Annotated in this window: 23 protein-coding genes and 1 pseudogene; 16 read left to right on the top strand and 8 right to left on the bottom strand. The window is 71.8% G+C overall.

Annotation, left to right across the window (positions count from 1 at the left end; genetic code table 11):
* The first annotated feature begins 159 nt into the window (after nt 1–159).
* From rfbA to ACLQ29_RS28340, 4 genes are all read left to right on the top strand, one after another.
* Nucleotides 160–1050, top strand: a complete 891-nt coding sequence (gene rfbA, locus ACLQ29_RS28355; RefSeq protein WP_425774477.1) for a glucose-1-phosphate thymidylyltransferase RfbA — start codon at nt 160–162, stop codon at nt 1048–1050.
* Nucleotides 1047–1670, top strand: a complete 624-nt coding sequence (gene rfbC, locus ACLQ29_RS28350) for a dTDP-4-dehydrorhamnose 3,5-epimerase (RefSeq protein WP_393374460.1) — start codon at nt 1047–1049, stop codon at nt 1668–1670. Before rfbA ends, rfbC begins: the two co-directional genes overlap by 4 nt.
* Nucleotides 1671–1738: 68 nt before the next feature.
* A complete protein-coding gene (gene pafA / locus ACLQ29_RS28345) occupies nt 1739–3097 on the top strand; it encodes a Pup--protein ligase (protein ID WP_007459930.1) in 1359 nt (452 codons plus the stop codon).
* 79 nt (nt 3098–3176) lie between these two features.
* Nucleotides 3177–3371, top strand: coding sequence for a hypothetical protein (locus ACLQ29_RS28340; protein ID WP_425774476.1), 195 nt, complete (start codon nt 3177–3179; stop codon nt 3369–3371).
* Nucleotides 3372–3510: 139 nt separating this feature from the next.
* Here ACLQ29_RS28340 and ACLQ29_RS28335 read toward each other — a convergent pair whose 3' ends face one another.
* Nucleotides 3511–4596, bottom strand: coding sequence for a DUF3866 family protein (locus ACLQ29_RS28335; RefSeq protein WP_425774475.1), 1086 nt, complete (start codon nt 4594–4596; stop codon nt 3511–3513).
* A gap of 61 nt (nt 4597–4657) precedes the next feature.
* Nucleotides 4658–5662, bottom strand: coding sequence for a cation diffusion facilitator family transporter (locus ACLQ29_RS28330; RefSeq protein WP_425774474.1), 1005 nt, complete (start codon nt 5660–5662; stop codon nt 4658–4660).
* A gap of 117 nt (nt 5663–5779) precedes the next feature.
* On the opposite strand from ACLQ29_RS28330, the gene ACLQ29_RS28325 reads away from it, so the two are divergent.
* The 6 genes from ACLQ29_RS28325 to ACLQ29_RS28300 all read left to right on the top strand — a co-directional run bounded on the left by ACLQ29_RS28325 (nt 5780) and on the right by ACLQ29_RS28300 (nt 10705).
* Complete coding sequence (locus tag ACLQ29_RS28325; RefSeq protein ID WP_425774473.1) at nt 5780–6778, top strand: helix-turn-helix transcriptional regulator; 999 nt, start codon at nt 5780–5782, stop codon at nt 6776–6778.
* On the top strand, nt 6775–7830 hold the full coding sequence (locus ACLQ29_RS28320) for a helix-turn-helix transcriptional regulator (RefSeq protein WP_425774472.1): 1056 nt from the start codon (nt 6775–6777) through the stop codon (nt 7828–7830). Before ACLQ29_RS28325 ends, ACLQ29_RS28320 begins: the two co-directional genes overlap by 4 nt.
* Nucleotides 7831–7840: 10 nt before the next feature.
* On the top strand, nt 7841–8086 hold the full coding sequence (locus ACLQ29_RS28315; protein WP_425774471.1) for a hypothetical protein: 246 nt from the start codon (nt 7841–7843) through the stop codon (nt 8084–8086).
* Nucleotides 8087–8254: 168 nt separating this feature from the next.
* Nucleotides 8255–8569, top strand: a complete 315-nt coding sequence (tatA, locus tag ACLQ29_RS28310) for a Sec-independent protein translocase subunit TatA (RefSeq protein WP_425774470.1) — start codon at nt 8255–8257, stop codon at nt 8567–8569.
* 84 nt (nt 8570–8653) lie between these two features.
* On the top strand, nt 8654–9544 hold the full coding sequence (gene tatC, locus ACLQ29_RS28305) for a twin-arginine translocase subunit TatC (RefSeq protein ID WP_425774487.1): 891 nt from the start codon (nt 8654–8656) through the stop codon (nt 9542–9544).
* 276 nt (nt 9545–9820) lie between these two features.
* Complete coding sequence (locus ACLQ29_RS28300; RefSeq protein WP_425774486.1) at nt 9821–10705, top strand: diacylglycerol kinase family protein; 885 nt, start codon at nt 9821–9823, stop codon at nt 10703–10705.
* A gap of 69 nt (nt 10706–10774) precedes the next feature.
* On the opposite strand, the pseudogene ACLQ29_RS28295 reads toward ACLQ29_RS28300, so the two are convergent.
* A pseudogene (locus ACLQ29_RS28295) lies at nt 10775–11077 on the bottom strand (EamA family transporter); the annotation flags it as partial.
* A gap of 837 nt (nt 11078–11914) precedes the next feature.
* Here ACLQ29_RS28295 and ACLQ29_RS28290 point away from each other — a divergent pair.
* The 3 genes from ACLQ29_RS28290 to ACLQ29_RS28280 all read left to right on the top strand — a co-directional run bounded on the left by ACLQ29_RS28290 (nt 11915) and on the right by ACLQ29_RS28280 (nt 13928).
* Nucleotides 11915–13123, top strand: a complete 1209-nt coding sequence (locus tag ACLQ29_RS28290; protein WP_425774469.1) for an MFS transporter — start codon at nt 11915–11917, stop codon at nt 13121–13123.
* A gap of 101 nt (nt 13124–13224) precedes the next feature.
* The gene (locus tag ACLQ29_RS28285; protein ID WP_425774468.1) at nt 13225–13533 is read left to right on the top strand and encodes a hypothetical protein; all 309 of its coding nucleotides are present in this window, start codon (nt 13225–13227) and stop codon (nt 13531–13533) included.
* Nucleotides 13530–13928 carry a hypothetical protein gene (locus tag ACLQ29_RS28280; RefSeq protein WP_425774467.1) on the top strand — a complete coding sequence of 133 codons (399 nt, stop codon included), beginning with the start codon at nt 13530–13532 and terminating at the stop codon, nt 13926–13928. The genes ACLQ29_RS28285 and ACLQ29_RS28280 overlap by 4 nt, the downstream gene beginning before the upstream one ends.
* Nucleotides 13929–13945: 17 nt before the next feature.
* On the opposite strand, the gene ACLQ29_RS28275 is transcribed toward ACLQ29_RS28280, so the two are convergent.
* Nucleotides 13946–14713, bottom strand: a complete 768-nt coding sequence (locus tag ACLQ29_RS28275; RefSeq protein ID WP_425774466.1) for an HAD family hydrolase — start codon at nt 14711–14713, stop codon at nt 13946–13948.
* Between the two features lie 86 nt (nt 14714–14799).
* Between ACLQ29_RS28275 and ACLQ29_RS28270 the strand changes: the two genes are divergently transcribed.
* Entirely contained in the window at nt 14800–17592 is a 2793-nt protein-coding gene (locus tag ACLQ29_RS28270) for a DEAD/DEAH box helicase (RefSeq protein ID WP_425774465.1), read from the top strand.
* A gap of 164 nt (nt 17593–17756) precedes the next feature.
* On the top strand, nt 17757–18641 hold the full coding sequence (locus ACLQ29_RS28265) for an MHYT domain-containing protein (RefSeq protein ID WP_425774464.1): 885 nt from the start codon (nt 17757–17759) through the stop codon (nt 18639–18641).
* A gap of 14 nt (nt 18642–18655) precedes the next feature.
* On the opposite strand, the gene ACLQ29_RS28260 is transcribed toward ACLQ29_RS28265, so the two are convergent.
* The 4 genes from ACLQ29_RS28260 to ACLQ29_RS28245 all read right to left on the bottom strand — a co-directional run bounded on the left by ACLQ29_RS28260 (nt 18656) and on the right by ACLQ29_RS28245 (nt 23269).
* The gene (locus tag ACLQ29_RS28260) at nt 18656–19522 is read right to left on the bottom strand and encodes an endonuclease/exonuclease/phosphatase family protein (RefSeq protein WP_425774463.1); all 867 of its coding nucleotides are present in this window, start codon (nt 19520–19522) and stop codon (nt 18656–18658) included.
* A gap of 104 nt (nt 19523–19626) precedes the next feature.
* On the bottom strand, nt 19627–20565 hold the full coding sequence (locus ACLQ29_RS28255) for an SMP-30/gluconolactonase/LRE family protein (RefSeq protein ID WP_425774462.1): 939 nt from the start codon (nt 20563–20565) through the stop codon (nt 19627–19629).
* A 160-nt stretch (nt 20566–20725) separates the two neighbouring features.
* Entirely contained in the window at nt 20726–23062 is a 2337-nt protein-coding gene (locus tag ACLQ29_RS28250) for a beta-L-arabinofuranosidase domain-containing protein (protein WP_425774461.1), read from the bottom strand.
* Between the two features lie 39 nt (nt 23063–23101).
* Nucleotides 23102–23269: a hypothetical protein gene (locus ACLQ29_RS28245; RefSeq protein WP_425774460.1), complete on the bottom strand. Its 168-nt coding sequence runs from the start codon at nt 23267–23269 to the stop codon at nt 23102–23104.
* Nucleotides 23270–23970: 701 nt separating this feature from the next.
* Between ACLQ29_RS28245 and ACLQ29_RS28240 the strand changes: the two genes are divergently transcribed.
* On the top strand, nt 23971–25812 hold the full coding sequence (locus ACLQ29_RS28240; protein WP_425774485.1) for a family 43 glycosylhydrolase: 1842 nt from the start codon (nt 23971–23973) through the stop codon (nt 25810–25812).
* Nucleotides 25813–26140: the final 328 nt, after the last annotated feature.

Raw genomic sequence — 26140 nt, 5'->3', positions numbered from 1 at the left:
GGGCTTGCCCAGCAGCAGGCGAACGTACTCCGACCCGATGAATCCGGCTCCGCCGGTGACGAGGATCCTCACGGGTCGGGAAGTGTACGCGAAGTTGGGTGCGCCAGGCGGGGCGCGACCCCCCCGCACATGCCGCTTCTGTGCCGCTAGGCTGCCCCGGTGCGTGGAATCCTACTTGCCGGCGGCACCGGTTCTCGGCTCTGGCCGATCACCCGTGCGGTCTCGAAGCAGCTGATGCCGGTCTTCGACAAGCCGATGGTCTACTACCCGCTCTCCACTCTGGTGATGTCCGGTGTGCGGGAGATCCTGGTGATCACGACTCCGGACGACCAGGACCAGTTCCGTCGGCTGCTCGGCGACGGCAGCCAGTTCGGGCTGCGGCTGGAGTACGTCAGCCAGGAGCGCCCGGAAGGCATCGCGCAGGCCTTCATCCTCGGTGCGGACTTCATCGGCGCGGAGTCGGTGGCGCTGATCCTCGGCGACAACATCTTCCACGGTGGTGGCCTGGGCCGGCAGCTCGCGGCCCACGGTGACCCGGTCGGTGGGCGGGTCTTCGCCTACCAGGTGGCCAACCCGCAGGAATACGGTGTCGTCGACTTCGACGACGCCGGTCGGGTGCTCTCGATCGAGGAGAAGCCGGCTCGGCCGAAGTCCCGCTACGCGGTGCCCGGCCTCTACTTCTACGACAACCGGGTGGTGGACATCGCCCGCAAGCTCACCCCGAGCGCCCGCGGCGAGCTGGAGATCACGGCTGTCAACGAGGTGTACCGGGAGACCGGGGAGCTGTCGGTGACGGTGCTGGATCGGGGCACCGCCTGGCTGGACACCGGCACGTTCACCTCGATGATGCAGGCTGCCGAGTTCGTCCGGGTGGTCGAGGAGCGGCAGGGTCTGAAGATCGGTTGTGTCGAGGAGGTGGCCTGGCGGGCCGGCCTCATCGACGACGACCAGCTGCGCGCGTTGGCCACGCCGTTGACCAAGAGCGGTTACGGCGACTACCTGCTCGGTCTGCTCGCCGAGCCGAACGGCCGACACGGGGTGGCCTGGTGAAGATCCGGGAGCTGAGCATCGAGGGCGCCTGGGAGATCACCCCCCAGCAGCACGGCGACCCGCGCGGCATGTTCATGGAGTGGTACCGCTTCGACAAGCTCGCCGACGTGGTGGGGCATCCGCTGCGGCTGGCCCAGGCCAACCTGTCGGTCTCCGCCCGTGGCGTGGTGCGCGGCATCCACTTCGCCGACGTTCCGCCGGGGCAGGCCAAGTACGTGACCTGCGTGCGCGGGGCGGTCCTCGACGTGATCGTGGACCTGCGGGTGGGTTCGCCGACCTTCGGCCGCTGGGAGGGCGTCCGGCTGGACGACACCGACCGTCGGGCGGTCTACCTCAGCGAGGGGCTGGGGCACGGTTTCTGCGCGCTGAGCGACGACGCCACGTTGAGCTATCTCTGCTCGGCCAGCTACAACCCGACGGGTGAGCACGCGGTGCACCCGCTGGACGAGGAGTTGGGCATCGAGTGGCCCGCCGACGTCCCGCTGCTGTCCGCGCGGGACGATGCGGCGCCGACCCTCGCCCAGGCGCGCGAGAGCGGCCTGCTGCCGGAGTACGAGAGCTGCCGGCGGTTCGTGGCGAGCATCGGTCCGGACGGAATGTCGCACTCAACCGGTATGTGACCGCCCCCGGGGCACGACCTGTGGTGTGACAGTGACGAACCGGGCCTCCGGGCGGCTAATGTCTCACCATGGAGCGGCGAATCTTCGGCCTCGAGACCGAGTACGGCGTCACCTGCACCTATCGCGGGCAGCGGCGGCTGTCCCCGGACGAGGTCGCGCGGTATCTGTTCCGTCGCGTGGTGTCCTGGGGTCGGTCGAGCAACGTCTTTCTGCGTAATGGAGCCCGGCTCTACCTGGACGTCGGGTCGCATCCGGAGTACGCGACACCGGAGTGCGACTCGGTGACCGATCTCGTCGCCCACGACCGGGCTGGCGAGCGGATCCTGGAGGGCCTGCTCGTCGACGCGGAGAAGCGGCTGCACGACGAGGGCATCGCGGGTGAGATCTATCTGTTCAAGAACAACACCGACTCGGCCGGTAACTCGTACGGCTGCCACGAGAACTACCTGGTCTCCCGGCACGGGGAGTTCGGCCGGCTCGCCGACGTACTCATCCCGTTCCTGGTCACCCGGCAGTTGATCTGCGGGGCCGGCAAGGTTCTGCAAACCCCACGCGGCGCGGTCTACTGCCTGTCGCAGCGGGCCGAGCACATCTGGGAGGGCGTCTCCTCGGCGACCACCCGCAGCCGTCCGATCATCAACACCCGCGACGAGCCGCACGCCGACGCGGAGCGCTACCGGCGGTTGCACGTCATCGTCGGTGACTCCAACATGAACGAGGTCACCACGCTGCTCAAGGTCGGCACCGCCGACATCGTGCTGCGGATGATCGAGGCCGGGGTGGTGATGCGCGACCTGTCGCTGGAGAATCCGATCCGGGCGATCCGGGAGGTGTCCCACGACATCACCGGCCGGCGCAAGGTGCGGTTGGCCTCCGGCAAGGAGGTCAGTGCCCTGGACATTCAGCAGGAATACCTGTCCAAGGCCACCGAGTTCGTCGAGCGTCGCGGCGGCGACCAGGCCGCCAAGCGGGTCGTCGAGCTGTGGGGGCGGGTGTTGAACGCGGTGGAGAGCGGCGACCTGGAGCCGGTCTCCCGGGAGATCGACTGGGTCAGCAAGCTGCGGCTGATCGAGCGTTACCAGCGCAAGCACGACCTGCCGCTGTCGCACCCCCGGGTCGCGCAGATGGATCTGGCCTACCACGACGTGCGTCGCGGTCGCGGCCTCTACGGTCTGCTGGAGCGGCGTGGCGAGGTCGACCGGGTGGCCACCGACCCGGAGATCTTCGAGGCGAAGGAGACCCCACCGCAGACCACCCGGGCTCGGCTGCGCGGCGAGTTCATTCGGCACGCCCAGGAGAAGCGGCGGGACTTCACCGTCGACTGGGTGCACCTGAAGCTCAACGACCAGGCGCAGCGCACCGTGCTCTGCAAGGACCCGTTCCGGGCGTACGACGAGCGGGTGGAGCGGCTGATCGCCAGCATGTGACCGGTTGCCGGCCCCGGCGGTGTGCTGCGCCGACGGGGCCGGTCAGCCCGGCGCACCGAGCGGTTAAGCTGAGCGCGCCATGACGACTTCTGGACCTTCCGACCGCTCCGAGGGCGGCACCGAGCGGCAGAACTGGGTCGAACGCCGGCGGGAGAAGATCCGCGCCGAGATCGACCGTAACCGGCGCGGCGACTACGCGGTGCCGACGTGGGTGCTGGCCCTGGCCCTGGTGCTCATCGTGGGCGGCTGGCTAGCCCTGATCCTCCTGGCCTAACCCCCCCCACCCCACCCCCACCCCCACCCACCCCCCCAGCGCGCGTTGATCATGAGGTTATTGCCCTGACACGCCGAGGCGGCGGGCAATAACCTCATGATCAACGCCGAGGAGCGGGGTGGGCCGGGGTGGGGTGGGGTTAGGGGAGGAGGGTGGTGGCGTGGCGGCCTGCTGTGGCGGCGGCCAGGAAGTACGCGTGGTCGGCGTCGAGGCCGCGGCCCATCGTGGACAGCGGCACGGTGCTGGCGCGCAGCGCGGCGTCGAGGCCGGCGGTGGGCACCCGGACGATCCGGTGCCGGGCGGCGAGGGGAGCCAACGACGCGTCCACCTCGGCCGCGAGGGCCGGGTCCAGGTCGTCGGGCACCACCAGCTCCGCCGGGGCGAGGGCCACCCGGCCGTACGCGGTGAGGCTGTGGTGGGACACGCCCCGGTGTCGGGGGCGGGGGTCGGCGGCGGAGATGCGCAGCGAGCCGACCGGCCGTCCGCCCAGTGTGGCGATCGCGTTGACCGCTTCGCCGACGGCGACGCCGGAGAAGCCCCACCGGGTGCCGGTGCCCAGGTTGCCGGGCCCCTGGGCGACGATGGCCACGTCAGCGTCGAGCACGTGGCGGGCGGCGAGCAGGCCACCGTGCAGGGTGGTCGCCTCCAGGTCACCGCCGAAGGCCTGCCCGACGGTGATCGTGCCGGCCAGGTCGGCGCGTAGCCCGGCGAGGGTGCGGGAGAACCAGGCCGGCAGGGCCCCGCCATCGGTGAGCAGGTACGCCACCCGCGCCCGCGGGGCGTCGGCCCGGATGCCGGCCAGGATCGCCGGCAGCGCCGAGTGCAGGTCGGCGGTGACCACGGGCAGGCCGGCCAGGTCGTCCGCGTCGGCGAGCACCGCGCGGTGCGGGGACGCCTCCTCGTCGACGCCGAGCAGGATCGGCTGCAGCGGGGTGTAGCGGGCCTTGACCAGGTGCCCGGCGTCACGGGTGTCGCCGACCTCCGGCGGGTCCGGTGGCAGCCGGTCCGGCAGGGCCACCACCAGGGCGTACCCGCCGGTGCCCAACCCCATCAGCAGCGCGCCGGCGTTGAGCAGCACCCGGTCGCCGGGCTCGGGTGTGCCGACGAGTTCCGGGTAGGCCAGCGCCCGCATCCGCGTGCCGTCGGGCAGGTCGACGTCGAGTTCCACCGCCCCGGTCCACTGCCGTCGCAGCGTCGCCACCGTCCCCGTACGCCATCGCACCATGACGGGCACGCTAGCCGCGCGGGCCCGACGGCCCGCGTCCGGGTGCGGTGGTGGTGGCGGATCAGGTCGGTTCGGGGCCGCCGGCGTCCGGGGTCGGCCCGGCCTGGGTGTGTCGGGCGGTGCCGGTGGCCCCCGGCAGTGAGCGGGTGGGGTCGAGGAAGACGAAGCGGATCTCCGGGTACCGCTCGGTGAGCCGCCGCTCGGCCTGGTCGGCGGTGGCCTCGATCTGCGCGCCGGTGGCCTCGTCGCGGAAGTCGACCTTCGCGGCGACCAGGATGTCCTGGGGGCCGAGCTGCATGGTGAGCAGGGTGTCGATGCGCTCCACCTCGGGCAGCCCGGCCAGGTCCTGCTCGATCTCGTGGCGCAGCCGCTCGGGGACGGCCCGGCCGACGAGCAGCGACAGGTTGTTGCCGGCGAGGATCCCGGCGACCGTCAGCAGCAGCAGCCCGATCAGGATCGACGCGACGCCGTCCCACACCTCGTCGCCGGTGGCGTGTGACAGGCCGACGCCGGCCCCGGCCAGCAGCAGGCCGATCAGCGCCGCGCTGTCCTCCAGGAAGACCGCCTTGACCGTGGTGTCCGCGGTCAGCCGCAGGAACCGCCGCGGCGTGGTCCCCCAGCGTCGCGACTCGCGGCGGACCTGCCGGACCGCCCGGGCCAGTGAGATCGACTCGATGACGAACGACACCCCGAGCACGATGTACGAGACCAGGTAGTCGCCGCTGTGCTCGTGCACCAGGATCGTGGTGACGCCGTGGGTGACGGCGAAACCGGCCCCGGCGACGAATGTGAACATCGCGGCGAAGAACGCCCAGACGTAGCTCTCCTTGCCGTACCCGAAGGGGTGTCGCTGGTCGGCCGGCCGGGCGCCCCGGCGCAGCGCCTGGAAGAGCAGCACCTCGGTGGTGGTGTCGGCGACCGAGTGGGCGGCTTCGGACAGCATGGCGGCCGATCCGGAGATCAGCCCGGCGATCAGTTTGGCGATCGCGATGGCGAGGTTGGCGACCCCCGCGACGATCACCGTGCCGACGCTCTCGCTCTCCGGCCTGGCCTCCGCTTGCGACATGAGTTTCACCCTATGACCGCGGACGCCGAGGCGCTGGGGGAGGCCAGATCCGAACAAGTGTGCGGCACGCCCGCGTGGGTGCACGTCGCGGGCGTGTCGGCTGCTAGCGTCTACCGGGTGTCGCGGACCCGCACCGAACGCCTGGTCAACCTGGTGATCTGCCTCCTGTCCACGCGACGGTTCCTGACCGCCGCGCAGATCGCCGCGACCGTGCCCGGTTACGAGCACGACCCCGACGACGCGCGCGACCACGAAGCGTTCCAACGCAAGTTCGAGCGGGACAAGGCCGAGCTGCGCGAGTTGGGTGTGCCACTGGAGACGGGCACCGCCAGCGCCTTCGACGCCGAGCCCGGCTACCGCATCGCCCACCGCGAGTACGCGCTGCCCGACATCCTGCTGGAGCCCGACGAGGCCGCCGCGGTGGGCATCGCCGCCCGCCTGTGGCAGCACGCCGGGCTGGCCGCCGCCGCGTCGTCCGGGCTGGCCAAGCTGCGCGCCGCCGGGGTGGACGTGGACCCGCAGGCCACCCTGGGCCTGGAGCCGATGGTCACCGTCGATCCGGCGTTCGCGCCGCTGACGGCCGCCGCCCGGGACCGCCGCGAGGTGGGTTTCGACTATCGGGTGCCCGACCGTGACGCGCCCAGCCGGCGGCGGCTGCAGCCCTGGGGCGTGGTCTGCTGGCGCGGCCGGTGGTATGTGGTCGGCCACGACCTGGACCGGGAGGCGACCCGCTGCTTCCGGCTGTCCCGGGTGGTGGGCACGGTCCGGGTGACAGGCGTGCCCGGCGCGTACCAGCCGCCGCCGAACGTCGACCTGATCAGCCACGTGGCCCGCTGGTCCGGTCCGGTGGAGCGCACCGGGCGGTCCACCGTGCTGGCCGCGTCCGGCCGGGCCGCCGGGCTGCGCCGCTGGGCCGTGGAGGTGACCACCGGGCCGGACGGCGACCGGCTGGTCCTGCCGTACGCGGACCCGGACGGGTTGGCCGGGCACCTCGTCGGCTACGGCCCGGACGTGCGGGTGCTCGACCCACCGGAGGTCCGCGAGGCGGTCATCCAACGACTCAAGGAGATCGCCGTCCGGCACGACGAGCTGGCCGTCACCGGGGGTGCCCGGTGACCCGCCCGGCCGCCCGGGGCGGTTCCCGCGCGTCCGCCGACCGGCTGGCCCGCCTGCTCAACCTGGTGCCCTACCTGCTGGCCCGACCCGGCATCGAGATCGCCGAGGCGGCCGGTGACCTGGGTGTCACCGAGCGCCAGCTGCGGGAGGACCTGGAGCTGCTCTGGGTGTGTGGGCTGCCCGGCTACGGTCCCGGTGACCTGATCGACATGGCGTTCGACGGTGATCGGGTGACGATCACCTACGACGCCGGCATCGACCGGCCGCTGCGGCTCACCCCGGACGAGGCCCTCGCGCTGGTGGTGGCGTTGCGGATGCTCGCCGAGACGCCCGGGGTGGCCAACCGGGAGGCCGTCGAACGGGCCCTGGCGAAGATCGAGGACGCGGGCGACCTGGTGGGCGCGCCGGTGGCGGTCCGGCTGCCCGGCGACACCCCGCTGGTCGAGGCGCTGCGTGCCGCCGTGGAGGGCGGCCGGGCGCTGCGGATCACCTACTACACCGCCGCCCGGGACGAGACCACCGACCGCGTCATCGACCCACTGCGGATGCTGATGGTCGGCGGCCGGGCCTACGTGGAGGCGTGGTGCCGGCGCGCGGAGGCGGTCCGCCTGTTCCGGGCCGACCGGATCGACGCGGTCACCGAGCTGGCCGAGCCGGCCACCGTCCCGCCGCAGGCCGTTCCGCACGACCTCACCGAGGGTGTCTTCCGCCCCTCGCCCGACCTGCCGCTGATCACGCTGCGCATCGGCCGCAGCGAGCGGTGGATCACCGAATATTATCCGTGCGAGCGGGTCGAGGCCGGTGACGGCGACCGGTGGCTGGTCTCCCTGCGGGTCACCGACCTGGGGTGGGCCCGCCGGTTCGTGCTGGGCCTCGGCCCGGACGCCGTCGTGGTCGCCCCGGCCGAGCTGGCCGATCAGGTACGCGCGGCGGCGGCCGCCGCGTTGGACGCCTACGCGGTGCCCGCCCCCACGGCCGCGCCCCGGCCGGCCGCCCTCGACGGGACAAGCGCGCCGTCGGGCGATCCAGCGGTGGCCGGCCGCACCCAGTAGGCTGACCGCCGTGCTGATCTGGATCGTGCTCGCGGTCGTGCTGCTCCCGCTCGTGGCGCTCGCGTTGGCGGTGCGCCCCGTGTTGACCCGGCTGCCTCGGCTGCACCGCGCCGCGGTGGCATTGCAACGGCGGGCCGCCGAGGCCGAGGCGCTGCGGGAGACCGCCGAGGTGTTGCAGCAGCGCGCCGAGGATGTCCAACGCCAGCTCGACACCACGTCCCAGCGGCTCGCGGTGATCAAGGCCAAGCACGGCTGATCGACACCCGTCGAGCTGGTGCCCGGCGGCGGTTGACGATCATCGCGCGTTGGTCAAGACTTCACCCTTCGGGTCGAACCACCCCCACCCGGCGGGTGGCAGGCAGCCGATCCGCACGTACGATGGGCTGCGTACCACCCCTCGGACACAGAGCGACTGGAGCTTCTCATGGGTGCCCTCAAGCCGTGGCACATCGCTGTTCTCGTGGTTGTGCTGATCCTGCTCTTCGGTGCGAAGCGGCTTCCCGACGCGGCCCGTTCGCTGGGTCGGTCGCTGCGGATCATCAAGGCCGAGACCAAGAGCCTGCAGGACGACGACCGCGACCTCGCCGAGAAGGCCGACGCGCAGGCCGGCTACCAGCCGCTGCCGCCGCACGCCGGGCAGCCGGCGCCGCACGTCGGGCAGCCGCAGCAGGCGCCGTACCAGCAGGCGCCGACGCAGCAGCCGGTCGTCGACCCGGTGCACCGCGTCCGCGACAACTGACCGAAGGGCCCCTTTCCCGTGGCCTTCGCACTGCGACTGCGCAAACGCGGCCCGAGCACCTTCGAACGGGCCGCCGACGGCTCGATGACGCTCATCGAGCATGTCCGCGAGCTGCGCAACCGTCTGTTCCGCGCCTCCGTGGCGATCCTGATCGGCTTCGGCGTGGGTGTCTGGCTGCAGAAGCCGGTGCTGCACCTGCTCCAACAGCCCTACTGCGACCTGGACCAGGCCCGATACATCGACGGCAAGTGCGAGTTCGTTCAGCTCGGGCCGGCCGACCTGTTCCTGCTCCAACTGAAGGTCGCGCTCTGGGTCGGGTTGATCGTGGCCGCGCCGATCTGGCTCTACCAGCTCTGGGCGTTCATCGCGCCCGGCCTGCACCGGCACGAGCGGCGCTACGCGTACTTCTTCACCGCCCTGGCGGCGCCGCTGTTCGCGGCCGGCGCGGTGCTGGCGTACTTCGTCACGGCCAAGGGCCTGGAGTTCCTGCTCAGCATCTCCGACAGCGAGATCAGCACGACGCTGGAGATCACCAAGTACATCTCCTTCGTCACCAACCTGATCCTGCTGTTCGGGGTGGCGTTCGAGTTCCCGCTGCTGGTGTTGATGCTCAACTTCGTGGGCATCACGAGCGCGAAGCGGTTGCTCAGCTGGTGGCGGGTGGCGATCTTCGTGTTCTTCGCGTTCTCCGCCGTGGTCACCCCCACCCCGGACCCGTTCGGGATGACCGCGCTCGCGATCTGCCTCTCGGCGCTCTACTTCGGCGCGGTGGGCATCGCGTTCCTCAACGACAGGCGGCGGGGGCGTGGCAAGGAGATCTACGCCGGCATCGACGACGACGAGGTGTCGCCGTTGGAGTTCGACGCGGACCCGGTCGTGGCCGGGCAGCGGGTCGACTCGGCCGCGCCGATCGGCGTACCCGAGCCGGTCGCCCCGCCGGCACCGATCGAGCGTCGCTACGACGACATGACCTGACGGCCCCGCGCCGCCCGGTTCGCCGACGCCGTCCCCGTTGCCCGGGGGCGGCGTCGCCGCGTTGCCCAGGGGGCGGCGTCGCCGCGTTGCCCGCAGCGCCGGCGGCGGGACCGGCGGTGAGCGCTCCGGCCCCCGGTGAACGGCGGGTGTCCGACAGGTACGGTGCTGCCCGTGACCGCAGACGATCACCTGCCCGGCCCGCTCGCCGACGGCCCGGCCGACCGCGCCCCGCTCGCCGACGGCCCGGCCGGCAGTGCCCCGCTCGCCGACGGCCCCGTGGCGGTGCTCGCCAACCCGACCGCCGGTCGGGGGCGGCACCGGGCGCTGCTGCCCCGGCTGCTGGACGGGCTGGCGGCCGCCGGCCGACCGGTCCGTGTGCTGCCGGCGGCCAGTCCGGGCGAGGCGGAGGCGGCCTGCCGTGCCGCCGTCGCCGACGGCATCGGCGCGCTTGTCGCGATCGGTGGGGACGGCACCGTGCACCAGGCGATGCAGGCGGTCGCCGGCACCGACGTGCCGTTCGGTCCGGTGCCGGCGGGCACCGGCAACGACTTCGCCGTCGACACCGGCTTCCCCGCCGACCCGGTGGCGGCGGTGGACGTGATCGCGTCAGCGTTGCGGGCCGACCGGACCCACGTCGTCGACCTGGCCCGGATGACCGGTGTCGACGGCGCCGAGCGGTGGTTCGGGGCGGTCCTCGCGGCGGGGTTCGACGCGATCGTCAACGAGCGGGCCAACCGGATGCGCTGGCCGCGCGGCCCCCGCCGGTACGACCTGGCGATCCTGGTCGAGCTGGCCCGGCTGCGGCCCCGTCGCTACACGCTGCGCCTCGACGGGGTGCCGCACCACCTCGACGCGGTGCTGGTGGCGGTGGGCAACTGCCCGACGTACGGCGGCGGGATGCGGATCTGCCCCGACGCCGACCCGACCGACGGGCTGCTGGACGTGGTGGTGGCGGGTCGGGTCGACCGCCGGACGCTGATCCGGGTGAAGCCGCGCATCTACCAGGGCACCCACGTGAGCCACCCCCTGGTCACCAGCTACCGGGCCCGCACCGTGGAGTTGGCCGCCGACGGCATCGTCACGTACGCCGACGGGGAACGCTCCCTGGACCTGCCGGTGACGATCACCGCCGTTCCGGGCGCCCTGCGGCTGCTGCGCTGACCGTACCGCTCCGATGCTGGCCGCGATGACAAGCACGATGGCGGCGCACTCCAGCGGGGTGAGGGCCTGCCGCAGCACCAGCCACCCGGCGAGCGTGGCGGTGGCCGGGCCGAGGCTCATCAGCACCGCGAACGTCGCGGTCGGCATCCGTCGCAGCGCCAGCAGCTCCAGCGTGTAGGGCAGCCCGGAGGCGAGCACCGCGAGGGCGGTGCCGAGGGCCAGCACCGGCGGGTCGAGCAGGGCCGCGCCGCCGTCGATGATGCCCAGCGGCAGGGTGACGAGCGCGGCGAGGGTCAGTGCCAGGGCCAGCCCGTCCGCGCCCGGGAACCGGCCGCCGATCTGGGCGCTCAGCACGATGTACGCGGCCCACATGGCGCCGGCGCCGAACGCGAGGGCCACGCCGACCAGGTTGAGTCGGTCGAAGCCTCCCTGCCCGAGCAGCGCCACCCCGGCCACGGCGAGCCCCGCCCAGCCCCAGGCGGCCAGCCGCCGGGCGCTGAAGACCGACAGCGCCAACGGGCCGAGCACCTCGAGCGTCACCGTCGGCCCCAGCGGGATGCGTTCGATGGCCTGGTAGAACAGCGAGTTCATGCCGGCCAGCGCCAGCCCGAAAGCGCCCACCGCGAGCCACGCCGAGCGGTCGTGCCCGCGCAGTCGGGGCCGGCACACGATGAGCAGCAGCACCGCCGAGATGGTCAGCCGCAGGGTCACCGCACCGGCCACCCCGGTACGCGGGAAGAGCAGCGCGGCCACGGCGGACCCGAACTGCACCGACAGCGCCCCGCCGAGCACCAGCCCCACGGCGACGACGCCACCGTGCCGAGCCGGTGGCGTGTCGGCCGGCGGTGGCGGGGGCAGCGGCGTCGTGATCACGGGCACGACGGTAGGCGGTCGGTTGCGGCCCCCTCGCGGCGGTGTCGACCTGCCGAAATGCGGTCGGCCCCGGCGAGGGTACGCGTCTGCCGCCGTCCGTCCGGCCGGCGGAGGTGGGGATACGGGAACCTCGATGGGCGGCTAGCCTCCTCGGAACGGTATTGATCCACAGTTGGGAGCTGACATGCGCCTCGACCTGGTCACGGTCTCCGCCTCGCCGCGAGAGCCTGCCCGGCACTGATCGGGCACCACCGGGGATGTCCGCCGGTGGTCCGGTGCTCCTCGCCGCGGAGCGGTCCCACGACGACCGTCTTCTTCCCTGGCTGAGGAGAACTTGTGCGTGCCCTTGTATCCGCGCGTCTTGGCGCGGACTTCACCAAACTGTGGACCGCCGCAGCGGTGTCCAACGTCGGCGACGGCGTCACCATGGCTGCCGGCCCGCTGCTGGTCGCCTCCGTCACCGACAATCCGGCCTCCATCGCCGGAGCCGTCTTCGCGCAGCAACTGCCCTGGCTGCTGTTCGCCCTGATCAGCGGCGCCTACGTCGACCGACTCGACAGGCGCCGCCTGGTCGTGGGTGTCAACCTGATGCGCGCCGTGGCCCTGGCGGCGTTGGCGGCCACCATCGCGACCGAGACCGTCACCGTGCTGATCATCTACCTGGTGCTCTTCCTCCTGGGTGTCGGAGAGACCCTCGCCGACACCGCCCTGGGCGCCCTGCTCCCGACGGTGGTCACCCCCGACGAGTTGCCGCGCGCCAACGCCCGGCTGTACGCGAGTTTCACCATCGGCAACCAGTTCGTCGCCAAACCGCTCGGCGCGTGGCTGTTCGTCCTCGCCGCCGCCGTACCGTTCGGCGTCGACGCGCTCAGCTTCGCGATCTCCGCGGCGCTGGTGGCGGGTATCCGCACCGGTCCGGTCGTCGCGACTCCCCGTCCGCGGACCTCGCTGCGTGCCGAGGTCGCCGCCGGTCTGACCTGGTTGTGGCGACACCGCCTGCTGCGGATGCTCGCCGTCACCATGGGCCTGAGCAACATCGCGTTCGGCGCCGCGTTCGCCGTGTTCGTGCTCTACTGCCGGGACCGTCTGGGCGTGTCCGGTGTCGGCTACGGCTTCCTGCTGACCACGTTCGCGGTCGGCGGCCTGGTGGGCACCACCCTCGCCGCGAAGCTCACCCGGGCGCTCGGCAGCGCCACCGTGTTGCGGGCGGGCCTGGTCATCGAGATCGTCACGCACGTGTCCCTCGCGATCACGACGACATCCTGGACTGCCGCCATCGTCCTGGTGGTGTTCAGCATCCACGCCATGGTGTGGGGCATTGTCGTCACCTCGACCCGGCAGCGGGTCGTTCCGCCGGACCTCCGTGGTCGCGTCGGCAGCGTGTACGCGTTGCTGGATCTCGGCGGAGCCGCGCTGGGGTCGCTCCTCGGCGGCCTGTTCGTCAGCGTCTGGGAGATCACCACGCCGTTCTGGATCGCCGCCGTGCTGATGGCGACGATCGCTGTCCTCGCCTGGCGTCCGCTGGGTGCGGCAGCGGCCGTCTGACCACTGCACTGCTCGGCCCCGAGCGGCGATGTCTCGTCGTTCGGGGCCGACACGGCCGTTCCTGGTCGCCAACGTGGTGCTACCGGCGTACGGTGCCTGGTATGACCAGCGCGATGCGGAAGCTGTCGATCTCCGTGCCCCCCGACGTGGCGGAGCGCCTGGAGCGCGAGTCCAACGCCAGCGCCTACATCACCCAGGCCGTCCGCGACCGGATGCGGCTGGACGCGTTGGACGCGGAGTTGGCCCACCAGGGCATCACCATCTCCGAGCAGGGTGTGGCCGAGGCGCGCGCCCGCCGTGCCGCCGTGGAGGCCGACTGGTCCCCGGAGCGCCGCCGCGCCCTTCGTGAGCGGGCCCGCCAGCACGCGCTGGACGCCGCCGCCGGCACGCTCGCACAACCGGCGGCGTGAGCGCCGAGGACGACCGCCCGGTCCGGCTCGTGCTGGACCGGGCGGCACTGCTGGCGTACGTCGCGGGGTCGGTGCATGTCGGGGAGCCGCTGCACGAGGTCATCCAGGACCGCAACAGGTTCGGCGTCACCGCCGTGACCGCGGCGGAGACGCTGGCGATCGTCAGCGACCCGAAGGAACGCGCGACCCTGCACCGGCTGCTGACCCTGGACGCCTGCGAGGTGCTCTCCACCGAGGGGCACTCCTGGCACGAACTCAGCTACTGGCGCACCGTGACGGGCCGTGCCGATCTGGCCACCACGGCGCTTGCCGTCCTCGAACACGACGCCTCGATCCTCACCGCGGAGGACCGGTACGGCGACGGCGCACTACCGGTGATTCACATCCCCGACTGACGGCACGAAGCCGCGGGTCAGGCCGGCAGGGCAAGGTCGAGCACCGCGCCCAGCCCGTTCTCCCGACCCGGGTCGGCGGTGGGGAGCACCAGCACCGCGCAGCCGGCCGCCACCGCGCCCGCGTCCGCCGGGGTGTCGCCGACCATCAGCGTCTGCTCCGCCTCGACGCCGAGCATGCCGCAGGCCCGCCAGAAGATGGCCGGGTCGGGTTTGCAGCGCCCCACCTCGTACGACAACACGAACGCGTCGACCAGGTCGGTCAGTCCCCAGGCGTCGAAGTGCGGTCGTACGTCGAAGCCGATGTTGCTGACCACCGCCACGGGGACTCCGGCGGCGCGCAGCGCGGTCAGGGTGGGCGCGGTGTCCGGGTACGGCAACCAGCCCTCGGCGGTCAACAGCCGCTCGTAGAGCGCGTCGGCGAAGCCCTCGATGCCCGCGTCGACGGTCTCGGCCAGCCCGGTGTAGGCGCCCCGGTGGGCGTGCTGGTAGAGATCCCGGTCGGCCCACAGCTCGGCCAGCCGGGGTGGCACCCGCGCCGGCAGTGGCCCGCCGGCGCGCCCGGCGGTCAGCAGCCGGTCGGCAAGTGAGGTGGCCTTGACGCGGTCCAGGGTGACCCCGCACGCCGCCGCGGCCTCCAGCACCCACTGCCGGGGCTCCTCCACCTGCGCCAGGGTGCCGTGGAAGTCGAAGAGCACCGCCTTGACGGGTCGTCGGGACGCCCGGGGGGCGGCGGCCTCGGGGCTGCCCGGCGAACGAGTCTGGGGCGGTTGCGCATGGTCCGGCACGCCGTGCACCCTACCGACCGCCCCGGACGGCCCAACCGGACGGCCTTGTCGGGTGTCCACTCCCGGCACGCACTAATCTTGGTGCCATGTCGAGCCCCGCCGAGCGGTACGCAGCGGCGCGCCGCCGGGCCGCACAGGCCGCAGAGTTTCCGGCGTTGGACGAGTTCGCCCTCGATCTGGGGTTCGACCTCGACGACTTCCAGCGGGAGGCGTGTCAGTCACTGGAGCGGGGCAGCGGGGTGCTGGTCTGCGCCCCCACCGGGGCCGGTAAGACGGTGGTGGGGGAGTTCGCGGTCCACCTGGCGTTGCGCGGGCGGCCCGGCGACCCGGCGCCCGGCGACGACCCGCCGGTCCGGCGCAAGTGCTTCTACACCACGCCGATCAAGGCGTTGTCCAACCAGAAGTACCACGACCTGGTCGCCCGCTACGGCGTCGAGCAGGTTGGCCTGTTGACCGGCGACAACGCGATAAATGGTGACGCGCCGGTGGTGGTGATGACCACCGAGGTGCTGCGCAACATGCTCTACGCGGGTTCCAGCACGTTGCAGGGGCTGGCGTACGTGGTGATGGACGAGGTGCACTACCTGGCCGACCGGTTCCGCGGCGGCGTGTGGGAAGAGGTGATCATCCACCTGCCCTCCTCGGTCACCCTCGTCTCGTTGTCGGCGACCGTGTCCAACGCCGAGGAGTTCGCCGACTGGCTGGTCACCGTGCGCGGCGAGACCGCGGTGGTGGTCAGCGAGCACCGACCGGTGCCGTTGTGGCAGCACATGCTTGTCGGCAAGCGGATGTTCGACCTGTTCCACGACGCGGACGCCGCCCGCAAGCACGACGTGCACCCGGAGTTGCTGCGCTACACCCGGGACCAGGTGCGCCGCCTGGAGCTGGGGGAGGGGCGCAGCGCGGGGCCGGGCTCCGGCCGGCGTGGCCCGCGCTGGCGTGGGCCGTTGCGCCCGGACATCGTCGACCGGCTGGACCGGGAGGGTCTGCTCCCGGCGATCCTGTTCATCTTCAGCCGGGCCGGGTGCGCCGCCGCGGTGCAGCAGTGCCTCGCCGCCGGTCTGCGGCTCACCTCGCCCGACGAGCGGGCCGAGATCCGGCGGGTGGTCGAGTCGCGGGTGACCGCGATCCCCAGCGAGGACCTGTCGGTGCTCGGTTACTGGGAGTGGCTCGACGGCTTGGAGCGCGGCCTGGCCGCCCACCACGCCGGCATGCTGCCGGTGTTCAAGGAGATCGTCGAGGAGTTGTTCGTCCGGGGCCTGGTCAAGGCGGTCTTCGCCACCGAGACCCTGGCGTTGGGCATCAACATGCCGGCCCGGTGCGTGGTGTTGGAGCGGCTGGTCAAGTACAACGGTGAGGCGCACGTCGACCTGACCCCGGGGGAGTACACGCAGCTCACCGGTCGGGCCGGCCGTCGGGGCATCGACGTGGAGGGGCACGCCGTGGTGGTGTGGTCCCCGGAGACCGACCCACGGCACGTGGCCGGGCTGGCGTCCACCCGCACGTACCCGCTGCGCTCCAGTTTCCGGCCGTCGTACAACATGGCGGTGAACCTGGTCGGCACGGTCGGCGCGGAGCCGGCTCGGGCGCTGCTGGAGTCCTCGTTCGCCCAGTTCCAGGCGGACCGTTCGGTGGTCGGCCTGGCCCGGCAGGTGCAGCGCAACACCGAGACCATCGAGGCGTACGGCGCGGAGGCCGCCTGCCACCACGGCGACTTCGACGAGTACTTCGCGCTGCGGGTGGCGATCGCGGACCGGGAGAAGGCGATCGCCCGGCAGGGGCAGACCCAGCGCAAGGCGGCCGCGGTGGCGTCGCTGGAGCGGCTGCGCATCGGCGACGTGATCCGGGTGCCGTCGGGCCGGCGGGCCGGCCTGGCCGTCGTGCTGGACCCGGCGACCGGCGGGTTCGGTGAGCCCCGGCCGCTGGTGCTCACCCAGGACCGGTGGGCCGGGCGGGTCAGCCCCGGCGACTTCACCACGCCGGCCGAGGTGCTGGCCCGGATCCGGGTGCCCAAGCACTTCAACCACCGTTCACCGGGCGCCCGGCGGGATCTCGCCGCCGAGGTCAGCGGCACCGGCCTGGACCGGCACGGCGGCCGACGGGGTGGCCGTTCCCGGCAGGCGGCCGGTGAGGATCACCAGATCGCCCAGCTCCGCACCGAGCTGCGTAACCACCCCTGCCACGCCTGCCCGGAGCGGGAGGACCACGCGCGCTGGGCGGAGCGCCGGCGGCGGCTGGAGCGCGACACCGAGGAGCTGCGCGAGCGGGTCTCCGGGCGGACCGGGTCCCTCGCGCGGACCTTCGACCGGATTGTGGCGCTGTTGACCGACCGCGGTTACCTCGCTCGCGACGGCGCGGTCACCGACGCCGGCCGGATGCTCGGTCGGATCTGGACCGAGGCGGACCTGCTGGTCGCCGAGTGCCTGCGCCGGGGGGTGTGGGACGGCCTGTCGCCGGCCGAGTTGGCCGCCGCGGTGTCGGTGGTGGTCTTCGAGGCGCGTCGCGACGTCGACGAGCGGGCGTCGTTGCCGCGGGGGCCGGTGGCCGACGCGGTGGACGAGACGGTGAAGCTCTGGGGCGAGATCGAGGCCGACGAGGCGACGCGGGGGCTGACCGCGACCCGGGAGCCGGATCTGGGCTTCGCCTGGCCCGTCTACCGGTGGGCCCGGGGCGAGGCGCTGGCCAAGGTGCTCGGCAGCGGTCACGAGATCGACGGCGAGATGCCCGCCGGTGACTTCGTCAGGTGGGCGCGTCAGGTGGTCGATCTGCTCGGTCAGCTTGCCGACTCGGGCGGCGCCTCGCCGGAGTTGCGGTCGACCGCCCGGCAGGCCATCGCGGCCGTCAACCGGGGTGTGTTGGCGTACCACACCACCGCCTGATCGTCACACTCCGTAACGGTCGTCGCCGAGTCGACGCTTCGGACAGTCACCGCGGCAGCACCCCCCGAATAGCTCGGGGGGCGCTGTTGCGCCTGATCACGGCACCCCTGATCATTGCCGAGCGCGCCTGTTAACGCGCCGGTAACGAACGGGAGAAGACCGCTGTGGCGGACATCAATCACTTTGAGTACGGGTGGATCACACCCGCGCTGAGCTACGCGCTGTCCGTGCTCGGTTCCGTCCTCGGTCTGGTGTGCGCCGGGCGCATCCGTACCGCGCGCACGACCGGCCAGCGGGCCTGGTGGGGTCTGCTGGCGGCCTGGGCGCTGGGCGGCACCGCCATCTGGGCGATGCACTTCATGGCCATGTTGGGCTTCGCCGTCGAGGGCACCCGGATCCGCTACGACGTGCCGCTGACCGCGGCGAGCACGGCCATCGCGGTGGTGGCGGTCGGCATCGGTCTGGCCATCGTGGGCACCGGCCGGTTGAATCCGGTACGCCTGATCGCCGGCGGCACCTTCACCGGCGCCGGGGTCGCCTCCATGCACTACACCGGGATGGCGGCCATGCTCCTCAACGGCAGTCTCGGCTACGACACCGTCCGGGTCGTGCTCTCGGTGGTCATCGCTGTCGTGGCGTCCACCGTCGCGCTGTGGCTCGCCATGACCGTCCGACGAGGGCTGGCGATCTTCGCCTCCGCGCTGGTCATGGGCATCGCCGTGAACGGCATGCACTTCACCGGGATGAGCGCCCTGTCGGTGCACCGGCACGAACGTGTGGGCGGGGTGACCGGCGCCCAGGTGAGCACGCTGCTGGTACCGATCATGGTGGCGGTGATCTTCGGCGTGGTCGGTCTGCTCTACGCCCTGCTCGCCGCGCCGACCGACGACGACCGGGCCGCCGCGGCGTACCTGGACGGGCGACGGGCCCCGGAGCCGGCCGCCGCGACGCCCGCCGTCGCCCCGGACCCGGTCGGACTGCGCGCCCGCTCCACCCTCGGTCAGCCGGGCACCCCGTTCCCGTCCCGCCGGGACACCCCACCCCGCTGACGCCCGGTGCGGGGTCAGGTCGGCGGCCGGCCGGGCCGGCTGCCCTCGATGCCGAGGGTGGCCAGCAGCCCAGGATGGTCGGTCGCCCCACCCATCGCCACGGACCTGCGGCAACAGAGGCCGACGTCGGTCGTCGCCACGATGTGTTGCCGCGCGCCGTCGTCGATCCGCTGGTGACCCGGCGGCACGCAGGAGCGCACATCGGGGTCGCCGCCTTCGCGGAGGTTGAGGTCGCCGCCGAGCAGGACCGGCGCGTGCCCGCTACGTCGGCGGACGGTCGGCAGGATCGTGTCGAGCAGGTGGCGGCACTGGGTGAGCGCGACACCGTCACCGGTGTTCGCCAGATGTGTGGTGCAGGCGAGCAGGACCCCGTCGACGTCGACGCAGAGCCAGGCGCGTTCCTCGGGATCCGCGAGGTCCTGCGTGGGATGGGTCCCGCGGTACACGGCAGGCGCGGTGTCCGGCGTCCGCACCCGGGCCAGCAGTCCCACGCCGTACGGTTGGCCGTCGCGGCACCTGGTGTCGCCCCCGCTGGGGCGGTCACCGGCGGCCTGAAACGCGGAGACGACCCGCCGCCCGGTGTGAACGGTCGCGAGCACCCGCTCCAGGACGGCCACGTCGTCCTGGCAGATCTCGTTGAGGGTGACCAGGTCGGGTGCCTCGGCGCTGATCACCTCGGCGGCCCGGTGCAAAGCTCGGCCGGTGTAACAGCCGGCGCGGCCACTGTTGCAGAGGTTCATCTGCAACACCCGCAGGATCGTCGGCCCGGTGCGGTCCGTCGGGAGGCTCACCGGCGGCTCGGCAGGCAGTCCGGCGGCGGCGACCAGGCAGCCGACGGCCAGGGCGCGACGGAGAAGACGGTGCGAGCGGCGGTCGGCCACGCGGGCTCCGGGTGCAGAGGGCGACGGTCTTCGCCGAGGTGCCCGCGATCCTACTGACGGTCGGCCCGGGGGGTACGCGCACCGCGCGTACCCCCCGGGGTAGCTCAGCGGGCGCGGACCGCGACGACCGTGTACGGCGTGGTCGGGGTCGGTGGCGTGGTGAAGCGGCCGTTGGGCAGGTAGAGCCGGCCCCACGCCTCGGCGACGGTGGTGGGCACGTCGAAGTTCGGGTCGGTGATGGTGCCGGTGACCGTGCCCCTGGTGCCCGCGTGGTTCAGCGTGGCCACCGCGATCTGGTTGAGGCTGTTCTGTACGACGTAGAGGGTGCGCCCGCGCAGCAGCAGCCCGTCGCCGTTGGTGAAGGTGTAGCCGGGCACGTCCACGGCCGTGGTCGCGCCGGTTGCCTCCTCGACGCGGTACAGCGTCCCGGTGTTGGACTGGACGACGATCAGCGCCCTGCCGTCCGGTGTGGTGGCGATGCCGTTGACGTTCACGCCGGTGCCGACCTGCTGGTACGCGCCGGTCAACGCGATTGTGGTGAACCCGTCGGCGGGCGGCAGCGCGCCACCGCGACCGAGCGGCAGCCGGTAGAGCACCGGCCGGTTGGAGTCGGTGAAGTACGCGGCGTCAGGGGTCAGCACGACGTCGTTGACGAACGTCGGGGTGGTGGCGAACTGGTAGCGCGCCAGCACCTCGCCGGTACGGGTGTCGAGCACGCGGGCGTCGCCGGCGGTGCCTCCGGCGACGAAGAGCCGGCCGCGTGGGTCGATCTTGAGGCCGAGGGACGGGGTGCCGGTGGCCGCGCCGAACGTCGTACCCCGGCCGGTCAACAGGTCGACGCGCTGGATGGCGCCGGTGGCGCGGGAGCCGAGGTAGGCGTACCGGCCGGCGGTGGCGATGCCCTCGGGTGCGAACCCGTCGGGCAGGGCGAGGACGGTGGGCAGTCGCCCCGGGGAGTGCGCCTGTGCGGGCGCGACGGCGACGCAGGTCAGCAGGGCGGCGGTCAGGGCACCGCCGAGCGCGGCCCGGATGGGTCGGTTCACTGTGCTCCTTCCGGGCGGACGGCGGCACGAGCCGACAGATCCGCCACGATCACTGGGGCCAGGACCCTGCCACTGTACGACCGCTGCCGGCCGCTCGCCCGGCGTCGCCGGCGCGGTCCTCGGGCGACCGCGCCGGCGAGCCGGCGAGCTGGGTGGATCGTCAGGCGTTGCGGACCAGCCGCCACCGGTTGTCGGCGCTGCCGTTGTCCGAATCCTGCACGGCCTGCGCACCCATCGCGGTGGAGGCGTTCAGAATGCCGAGCAGCTTGTTGCTGTTGACGTTGCGGATCTTGTAGGTGCCGTCGCCGTTGTCCACGAGGATCCACCTGTGGTCGGCGGTGCCGTTGTCCGCCCACTGCAGGACCCGGGCGTTGTCGGCGGTGGACATGTTCTCCACACCCAGCACCTTGTTGCTGTGGGCGTTGCGGAACCGGACCGCGTTGCCGTCGGTCACGACCACCCAGTTGTGGTCGGCGGTGCCGCTGTCGCTCCACTGCACGGCCAGACCACCGTCGGCGGTGGACATGTTCTGGACACCGAGGACCAGCCCGGTACCGACGTTGACCAGGCGGTAGCTGCCGGTGGGGCCACCGCCGCTGCCGCTGGTGTTCCAGTAGACCGTGTAGTTGTAGCCGTGGGCGTCGTAGAAGGGAGCGAGGTTCACCGTGGACCCGTTGGCGGTGGCGGTGAACGCCAGCGAGCTGGTGCTGGTCCGGGTGATCGAGGAGACGGTGAGGGTGGGCAGGGTGCTCAGCGCCGTGTTGCCGTAGTTGCCGGCCAGCACCGTGGGGCCGTACGTGACCGCGCCGACGTTGGCGTTGTCGTTGGCGGCCTTGATGGCGACCTGCATGGGCAGCCGCACGGTGATGGTGTCGCCCGCGGCCCAGGTGCGCGTGACAGTGGCGTAGCTGCCCGGGGTGGCGGTGACGTTCTCCACGGCGCCGTTGACGGAGATGGTCGCACCGCTGGTCCAGGACGGGATCCGCACCCGGATGCTCCAGGAGCCGCTCATCGAGCCGGACAGCGTCAGCGTGGTGGTGTCACTGACCGGGAAGCTTGTGGTCTGGGTGACGGTGATGCCGCGCTGCGTCCAGTCGAGCACCGACGGCGTGAACAGGTTCACGCTCAGCGTCGTGCCGTTGTAGAAGTAGATGGAGTCCATCAACCTCGTGTTGATCTCCAGGCCGGTGCCCTGGCAGCACCAGAACGAGTTGTAGTCGGTGCTCCAGGTGCCGCCACCCCACGCCGGGCCCACACCCCGACGGCCACCCGGCCGCAGCGGGGTGAAGTAGGTGATGTGGCCGCGGCTGTCGGCCGAGTTCTGGCCGCCGATCAGGTGGTTCATCAGCGCGCGCTCGTAGTAGTCGAAGTAGTCGGCCCGGTTCGGGTCGAGCAGCCACAGCTCCCGGGTCAGTTTGAGCATGTTGTACGTGTTGCACTGCTCGCAGGTGTCATTGGTGAGGTAGCCGGCGATCGCGTTCGGCGGCCGGAAGTGCTCCGCCTGGCTGTTGCCGCCGATGACGTAGGTGTGCGCGCCGACGGTGATGTTCCACGCGTTGCTGGCGATGCTCCGGTAACGGGTGGTCCCGGTGGCCTTGAACTCCCGGGCCGCGCCGATCCACTTGGGCACCTGCGTGTTGGCGTGCTTGCCGTTGAGCTGGTCCTGGCCGGAGGCCAGCGGGTCGAAGATGCCGGCGTGGTCGAACCGCTGTGCGGTGGCGAGCCACCGGCTGTCGCCGGTCATCTGGTAGATGTCGGCGAGCACGTCGTTCATGCCCCCGAACTCGGTGCCCAGCATCGACTGCATCTGGCTGTAGCTGAGCCGCGATGTCCGGGTGTCGACCCAACCCGCCAGCGACAGCAGCACCGTACGGGCCTGCGTGTTGCCGATGTAGCGCCAGACGTCGAGCAGCCCGGCGAGGGTCTTGTGGATGCAGTAGTAGGGCACGTTGCCGTTGGACAGCGTCCGTGCCTCGACCGCGGCGATGTCGGACTCCGGGAAGCCGGAGAGGTAGCCCGCGCCGAACCCGGCGGCGCCGTTGTTCGCCTGGCACTTGGCCAGCTCGGCGACCATGTAGTTGGCCTTGTCCCGGCAGGTGGTGTCGCCCAGCACCGCGTACGCGTACGCCCAGGCGCTGAGGAAGTGGCCCTGCATGTGGGTCCGGAACGGGAAGTTCGGCGCGTCCCAGCCCCCGTTGGTGGCGGCGCCGTTCGTGGACAGCCGGTGGTTGGCCCGGAAGTTGTAGAGCATCCGGTCGACGTCGACGAACCGCAGGTAGTTGAGCGTCCGCGACTGGTTGTCCATCCACCGGCCGGAGGTCAGCCGCACCTGACCGAGGTCGAACGCGTACGCCGAGACGCCGATGTCCGCCCGTGCCGGCGGGACCACGGCGGCCGCGGCGCTGCCGGCGACGAGGGTGGTGCCGGCCGCGGAGACCACCGCGGTGGCTCCGGCGGCCTGAAGGAGGTGGCGGCGGCTGAGGGGCAGGGGTGGCATGGGAACCTCCAGGAAATTCGGTACGGGGGGACGGGTGCGCTACGGGGTGGCGTGCTGGCGGTCGGCGGCGCTCGAGGTGCCGCGGTGCGCGTCGGTGCTGGCGGTCGCCGGCGCGGCGACGACGGCGCTCGGAGGGCTCGGTGCGCTGCTGGCGGTGGCAGCGGTGGACCGCGCGCTCTGGGCGAACGTGCGTCGAGTCAGCGGCACGGTAGGCGACCTTTCCGAGGCGCGGGACGGGTGGTGTGGCCGCCCGAGCGGTGGTCGGGGGCCGGCTGGTTGGCGGCGCATCGATGGCGGCGGGTCGTCAGCGGAAACACGCACGACTGTTGTGGTGATTGTGGATCGGTTGTCGCCGTGGTCGCGACGGGCTGCCCGGAGGCCAATCGCGGCACATCGATGTGATCGCTAACATAGTTGGTCGTTAACACGCCCGCAACCCCCGAGTGCGCCTCGCCGATCGCCCTGGCGCGTCGATCCGGCGGCAGCACGCCGTGACCCCTGGTCGGCGGCGGTCGAATGGAACGCCGATGGTCCGGAATGGACGCGGATGGGGCTTCTGGCCACCACAAGATAACAGCGCGTAACGGGCAGTCATCGTCGAGGGTCGATCGTCGCCCCGTTGACGTCGGCCGCACAGCTCAGTACCTTGCATCGTAAATCTTGGATGTCGTCGTCGCTACATCCTCGCGGCGAGGTCGTTACGACGGGCCCTCCGCATCGCCCCAAAAGTCCAGGTCACCTGCCGAGCAGGGCATCGACGAAGACCTGTTAGCGCTAACACGGTTGCCGCCCGTGCTCCTTCGTACGCGCACGGTGCAGCCCTTCCACAGGCAACCCGGGTGGCGGTGACTCGTCGACTCGACGCGGACCTCGCGCACAGCGCACTCTCTCTGGGAGTAATCGTGAAGGTGAGAACTCGAACCACCACCCCCACCACCCGCAGGCTCAGGCGCGCCATCGCCTGGCTGGCGAGCCTCGTCTGCGTCGTCGCACTGGTCCCCGCCAGTGCCGCGAAGGCGGACAATCCGATCGTCCAGCACGTGTACACCGCTGATCCGGCGCCGATGGTGCACAACGGTCGGGTGTACCTGTACACGGGCCATGACGAGGACGGTTCGACGTACTTCACCATGCGTGACTGGCGGGTGTTCTCGTCGGCGGACATGGTGAACTGGACCGACCACGGGTCGCCGATGAGTCTGGCGACGTTCGCGTGGGCGGATGCCAACGCGTGGGCGGGTCACGTGGTCGCGCGCAACGGGAAGTTCTACTGGTACGTGCCGGTGCGGCAGCGCTCGAACGGGCAGATGGTCATCGGGGTCGGCGTGGCGGACTCCCCGACCGGGCCGTTCCGCGACGCGCTCGGCCGGCCGTTGGTGGGCAACAACGAGATCGATCCGAATGTGTTCATCGACGATGACGGGCAGGCGTACCTGTACTGGGGTAATCCGGGCCTGTGGTACGTGCGGTTGAACGCGGACATGATCTCCTACTCGGGCAGCGCGACGCGGATTCCGTTGACGACCGCGGGTTTCGGCACCCGGACGGGGAACGCGTCCCGGCCGACCCTGTACGAGGAGGGGCCGTGGGTGTTCAAGCGCAACGGGTTGTACTACAACGTGTTCGCGGCGGAGTGTTGTTCGGAGTTCATCGCGTACTCGACGGCTCCCGGTCCGACCGGGCCGTGGACGTACCGCGGGACGATCATGCCGCGGCAGGGTGCGAGTTTCACCAATCACGCCGGGGTCGTCGACTTCAACGGCGGGTCGTACTTCTTCTATCACAACGGGGCGTTGCCCGGTGGTAGTGGCTACACCAGGTCGGTGGCTGTGGAGAAGTTCTCCTACACCTCCGCCGGGATGTTCCCGACGATCACGATGAGCACGACGGGGGCGCCGCAGGTGGGGACGCTCAACCCGTACGTGCGCCAGGAGGCCGAGACGATCGCGTGGGGCCAGGGGATCGAGACCGAGGTGTCCAGCGAGGGCGGTATGAACGTCGGGTGGATCGAGAACGGCGACTACGTCAAGGTCAAGGGCGTCGCGTTCGGCGCGGGGGCGACGTCGTTCACGGCCCGGGTCGCCTCGGGCACCAGCGGTGGGCGCATCGAGGTCCGCCTCGACAGTGCCACCGGCCCGGTCGTCGGCACCTGCACCGTGGGCGGCACCGGCGGCTGGCAGGCCTGGACCAGCACCACCTGCGCGGTCAACGGCGCCACCGGCACCCACGACCTGTACCTCCGCTTCGCCGGCGGCAGCGGCAACCTGTTGAACATCAACTGGTGGCAGTTCGACGGCACCGGCGGCAGCGGCACCGTGCTCACCAACGGTGACGTGGAGAACGGCACGACGGGCTGGGGTGTGCACGGCAGCGGAACGCTCTCCCGGAACACCGCCGTCGCCCACGGCGGCGGCGGGTCGCTGTCGATCACCGGCCGGACCGGGGCGTGGAACGGCCCCGGTCAGGACGTGACCTCGAAGCTCACCAACGGCAAGAGCTACACCACGAACGTCTGGGTACGGGCGCAGAGCGGCACGCCGTCGGCCAAGGCCACCCTGTCGCTGACCGCGAACGGCACCACGAACTACGTCCAGCTCACCCCGGCCGTGGGGGTGAACGTCAACGGCTGGACCCTGCTCACCGGCACGACGACCGTGTCGTGGAGCGGCACGCTGTCCAACGCCACCTTCTACGTCGAGACGGCGGCGGGCACCGACAGCCTCCTCGTCGACGACGCCTCGTTCCAGTGACGTGTGCTGCCGGAGCCGTCCGCGAACGGCTCCGGCAGCGCCGGGCCCTCGGCGCCACGACCGGAACAGCCCGCCTCCCGGTGGCGGATCGTTACGACTTGACGAACGGCATGTTATCGCTCACAGTCGATGGTTGAGGGCGGCCGCACCTGTGGTTCACCGGGCGAACCTGTTGGCCGCACCTCGGAGCGTGACGTCCGCCCAGGGCATGCCGGACGTCGTGTCGGGGTCTCCCACCACCGGTGCCGTGCTGGCGACTGGGCTTTCGGTCGTCAGGGTTCCGCCACCGTGAGCCGACCCCGCGGCGGCACTGGCATCGGCGTCGACA

It is taken from the genome of Micromonospora sp. DT228, from assembly GCF_049841595.1.
In the GTDB taxonomy this organism is placed as follows: Bacteria; Actinomycetota; Actinomycetes; order Mycobacteriales; family Micromonosporaceae; genus Micromonospora.
The sequence above is the reverse complement of the archived record's forward strand: the minus strand, read 5'-3'. Positions and strand labels throughout refer to the sequence as shown.

Excerpts from the sequence above, each read along its gene's own strand:
- tatC (WP_425774487.1), top strand. The coding sequence starts at position 8,654 with ATGACGCTCATCGAGCATGTCCGCGAGCTGCGCAACCGTCTGTTCCGC.
- ACLQ29_RS28335 (WP_425774475.1), bottom strand. The coding sequence starts at position 4,596 with ATGGTGCGATGGCGTACGGGGACGGTGGCGACGCTGCGACGGCAGTGG.
- pafA (WP_007459930.1), top strand. The coding sequence starts at position 1,739 with ATGGAGCGGCGAATCTTCGGCCTCGAGACCGAGTACGGCGTCACCTGC.
- ACLQ29_RS28340 (WP_425774476.1), top strand. The coding sequence starts at position 3,177 with ATGACGACTTCTGGACCTTCCGACCGCTCCGAGGGCGGCACCGAGCGG.
- tatA (WP_425774470.1), top strand. The coding sequence starts at position 8,255 with ATGGGTGCCCTCAAGCCGTGGCACATCGCTGTTCTCGTGGTTGTGCTG.
- ACLQ29_RS28330 (WP_425774474.1), bottom strand. The coding sequence starts at position 5,662 with ATGTCGCAAGCGGAGGCCAGGCCGGAGAGCGAGAGCGTCGGCACGGTG.
- ACLQ29_RS28285 (WP_425774468.1), top strand. The coding sequence starts at position 13,225 with ATGACCAGCGCGATGCGGAAGCTGTCGATCTCCGTGCCCCCCGACGTG.
- ACLQ29_RS28250 (WP_425774461.1), bottom strand. The coding sequence starts at position 23,062 with ATGCCACCCCTGCCCCTCAGCCGCCGCCACCTCCTTCAGGCCGCCGGA.
- ACLQ29_RS28270 (WP_425774465.1), top strand. The coding sequence starts at position 14,800 with ATGTCGAGCCCCGCCGAGCGGTACGCAGCGGCGCGCCGCCGGGCCGCA.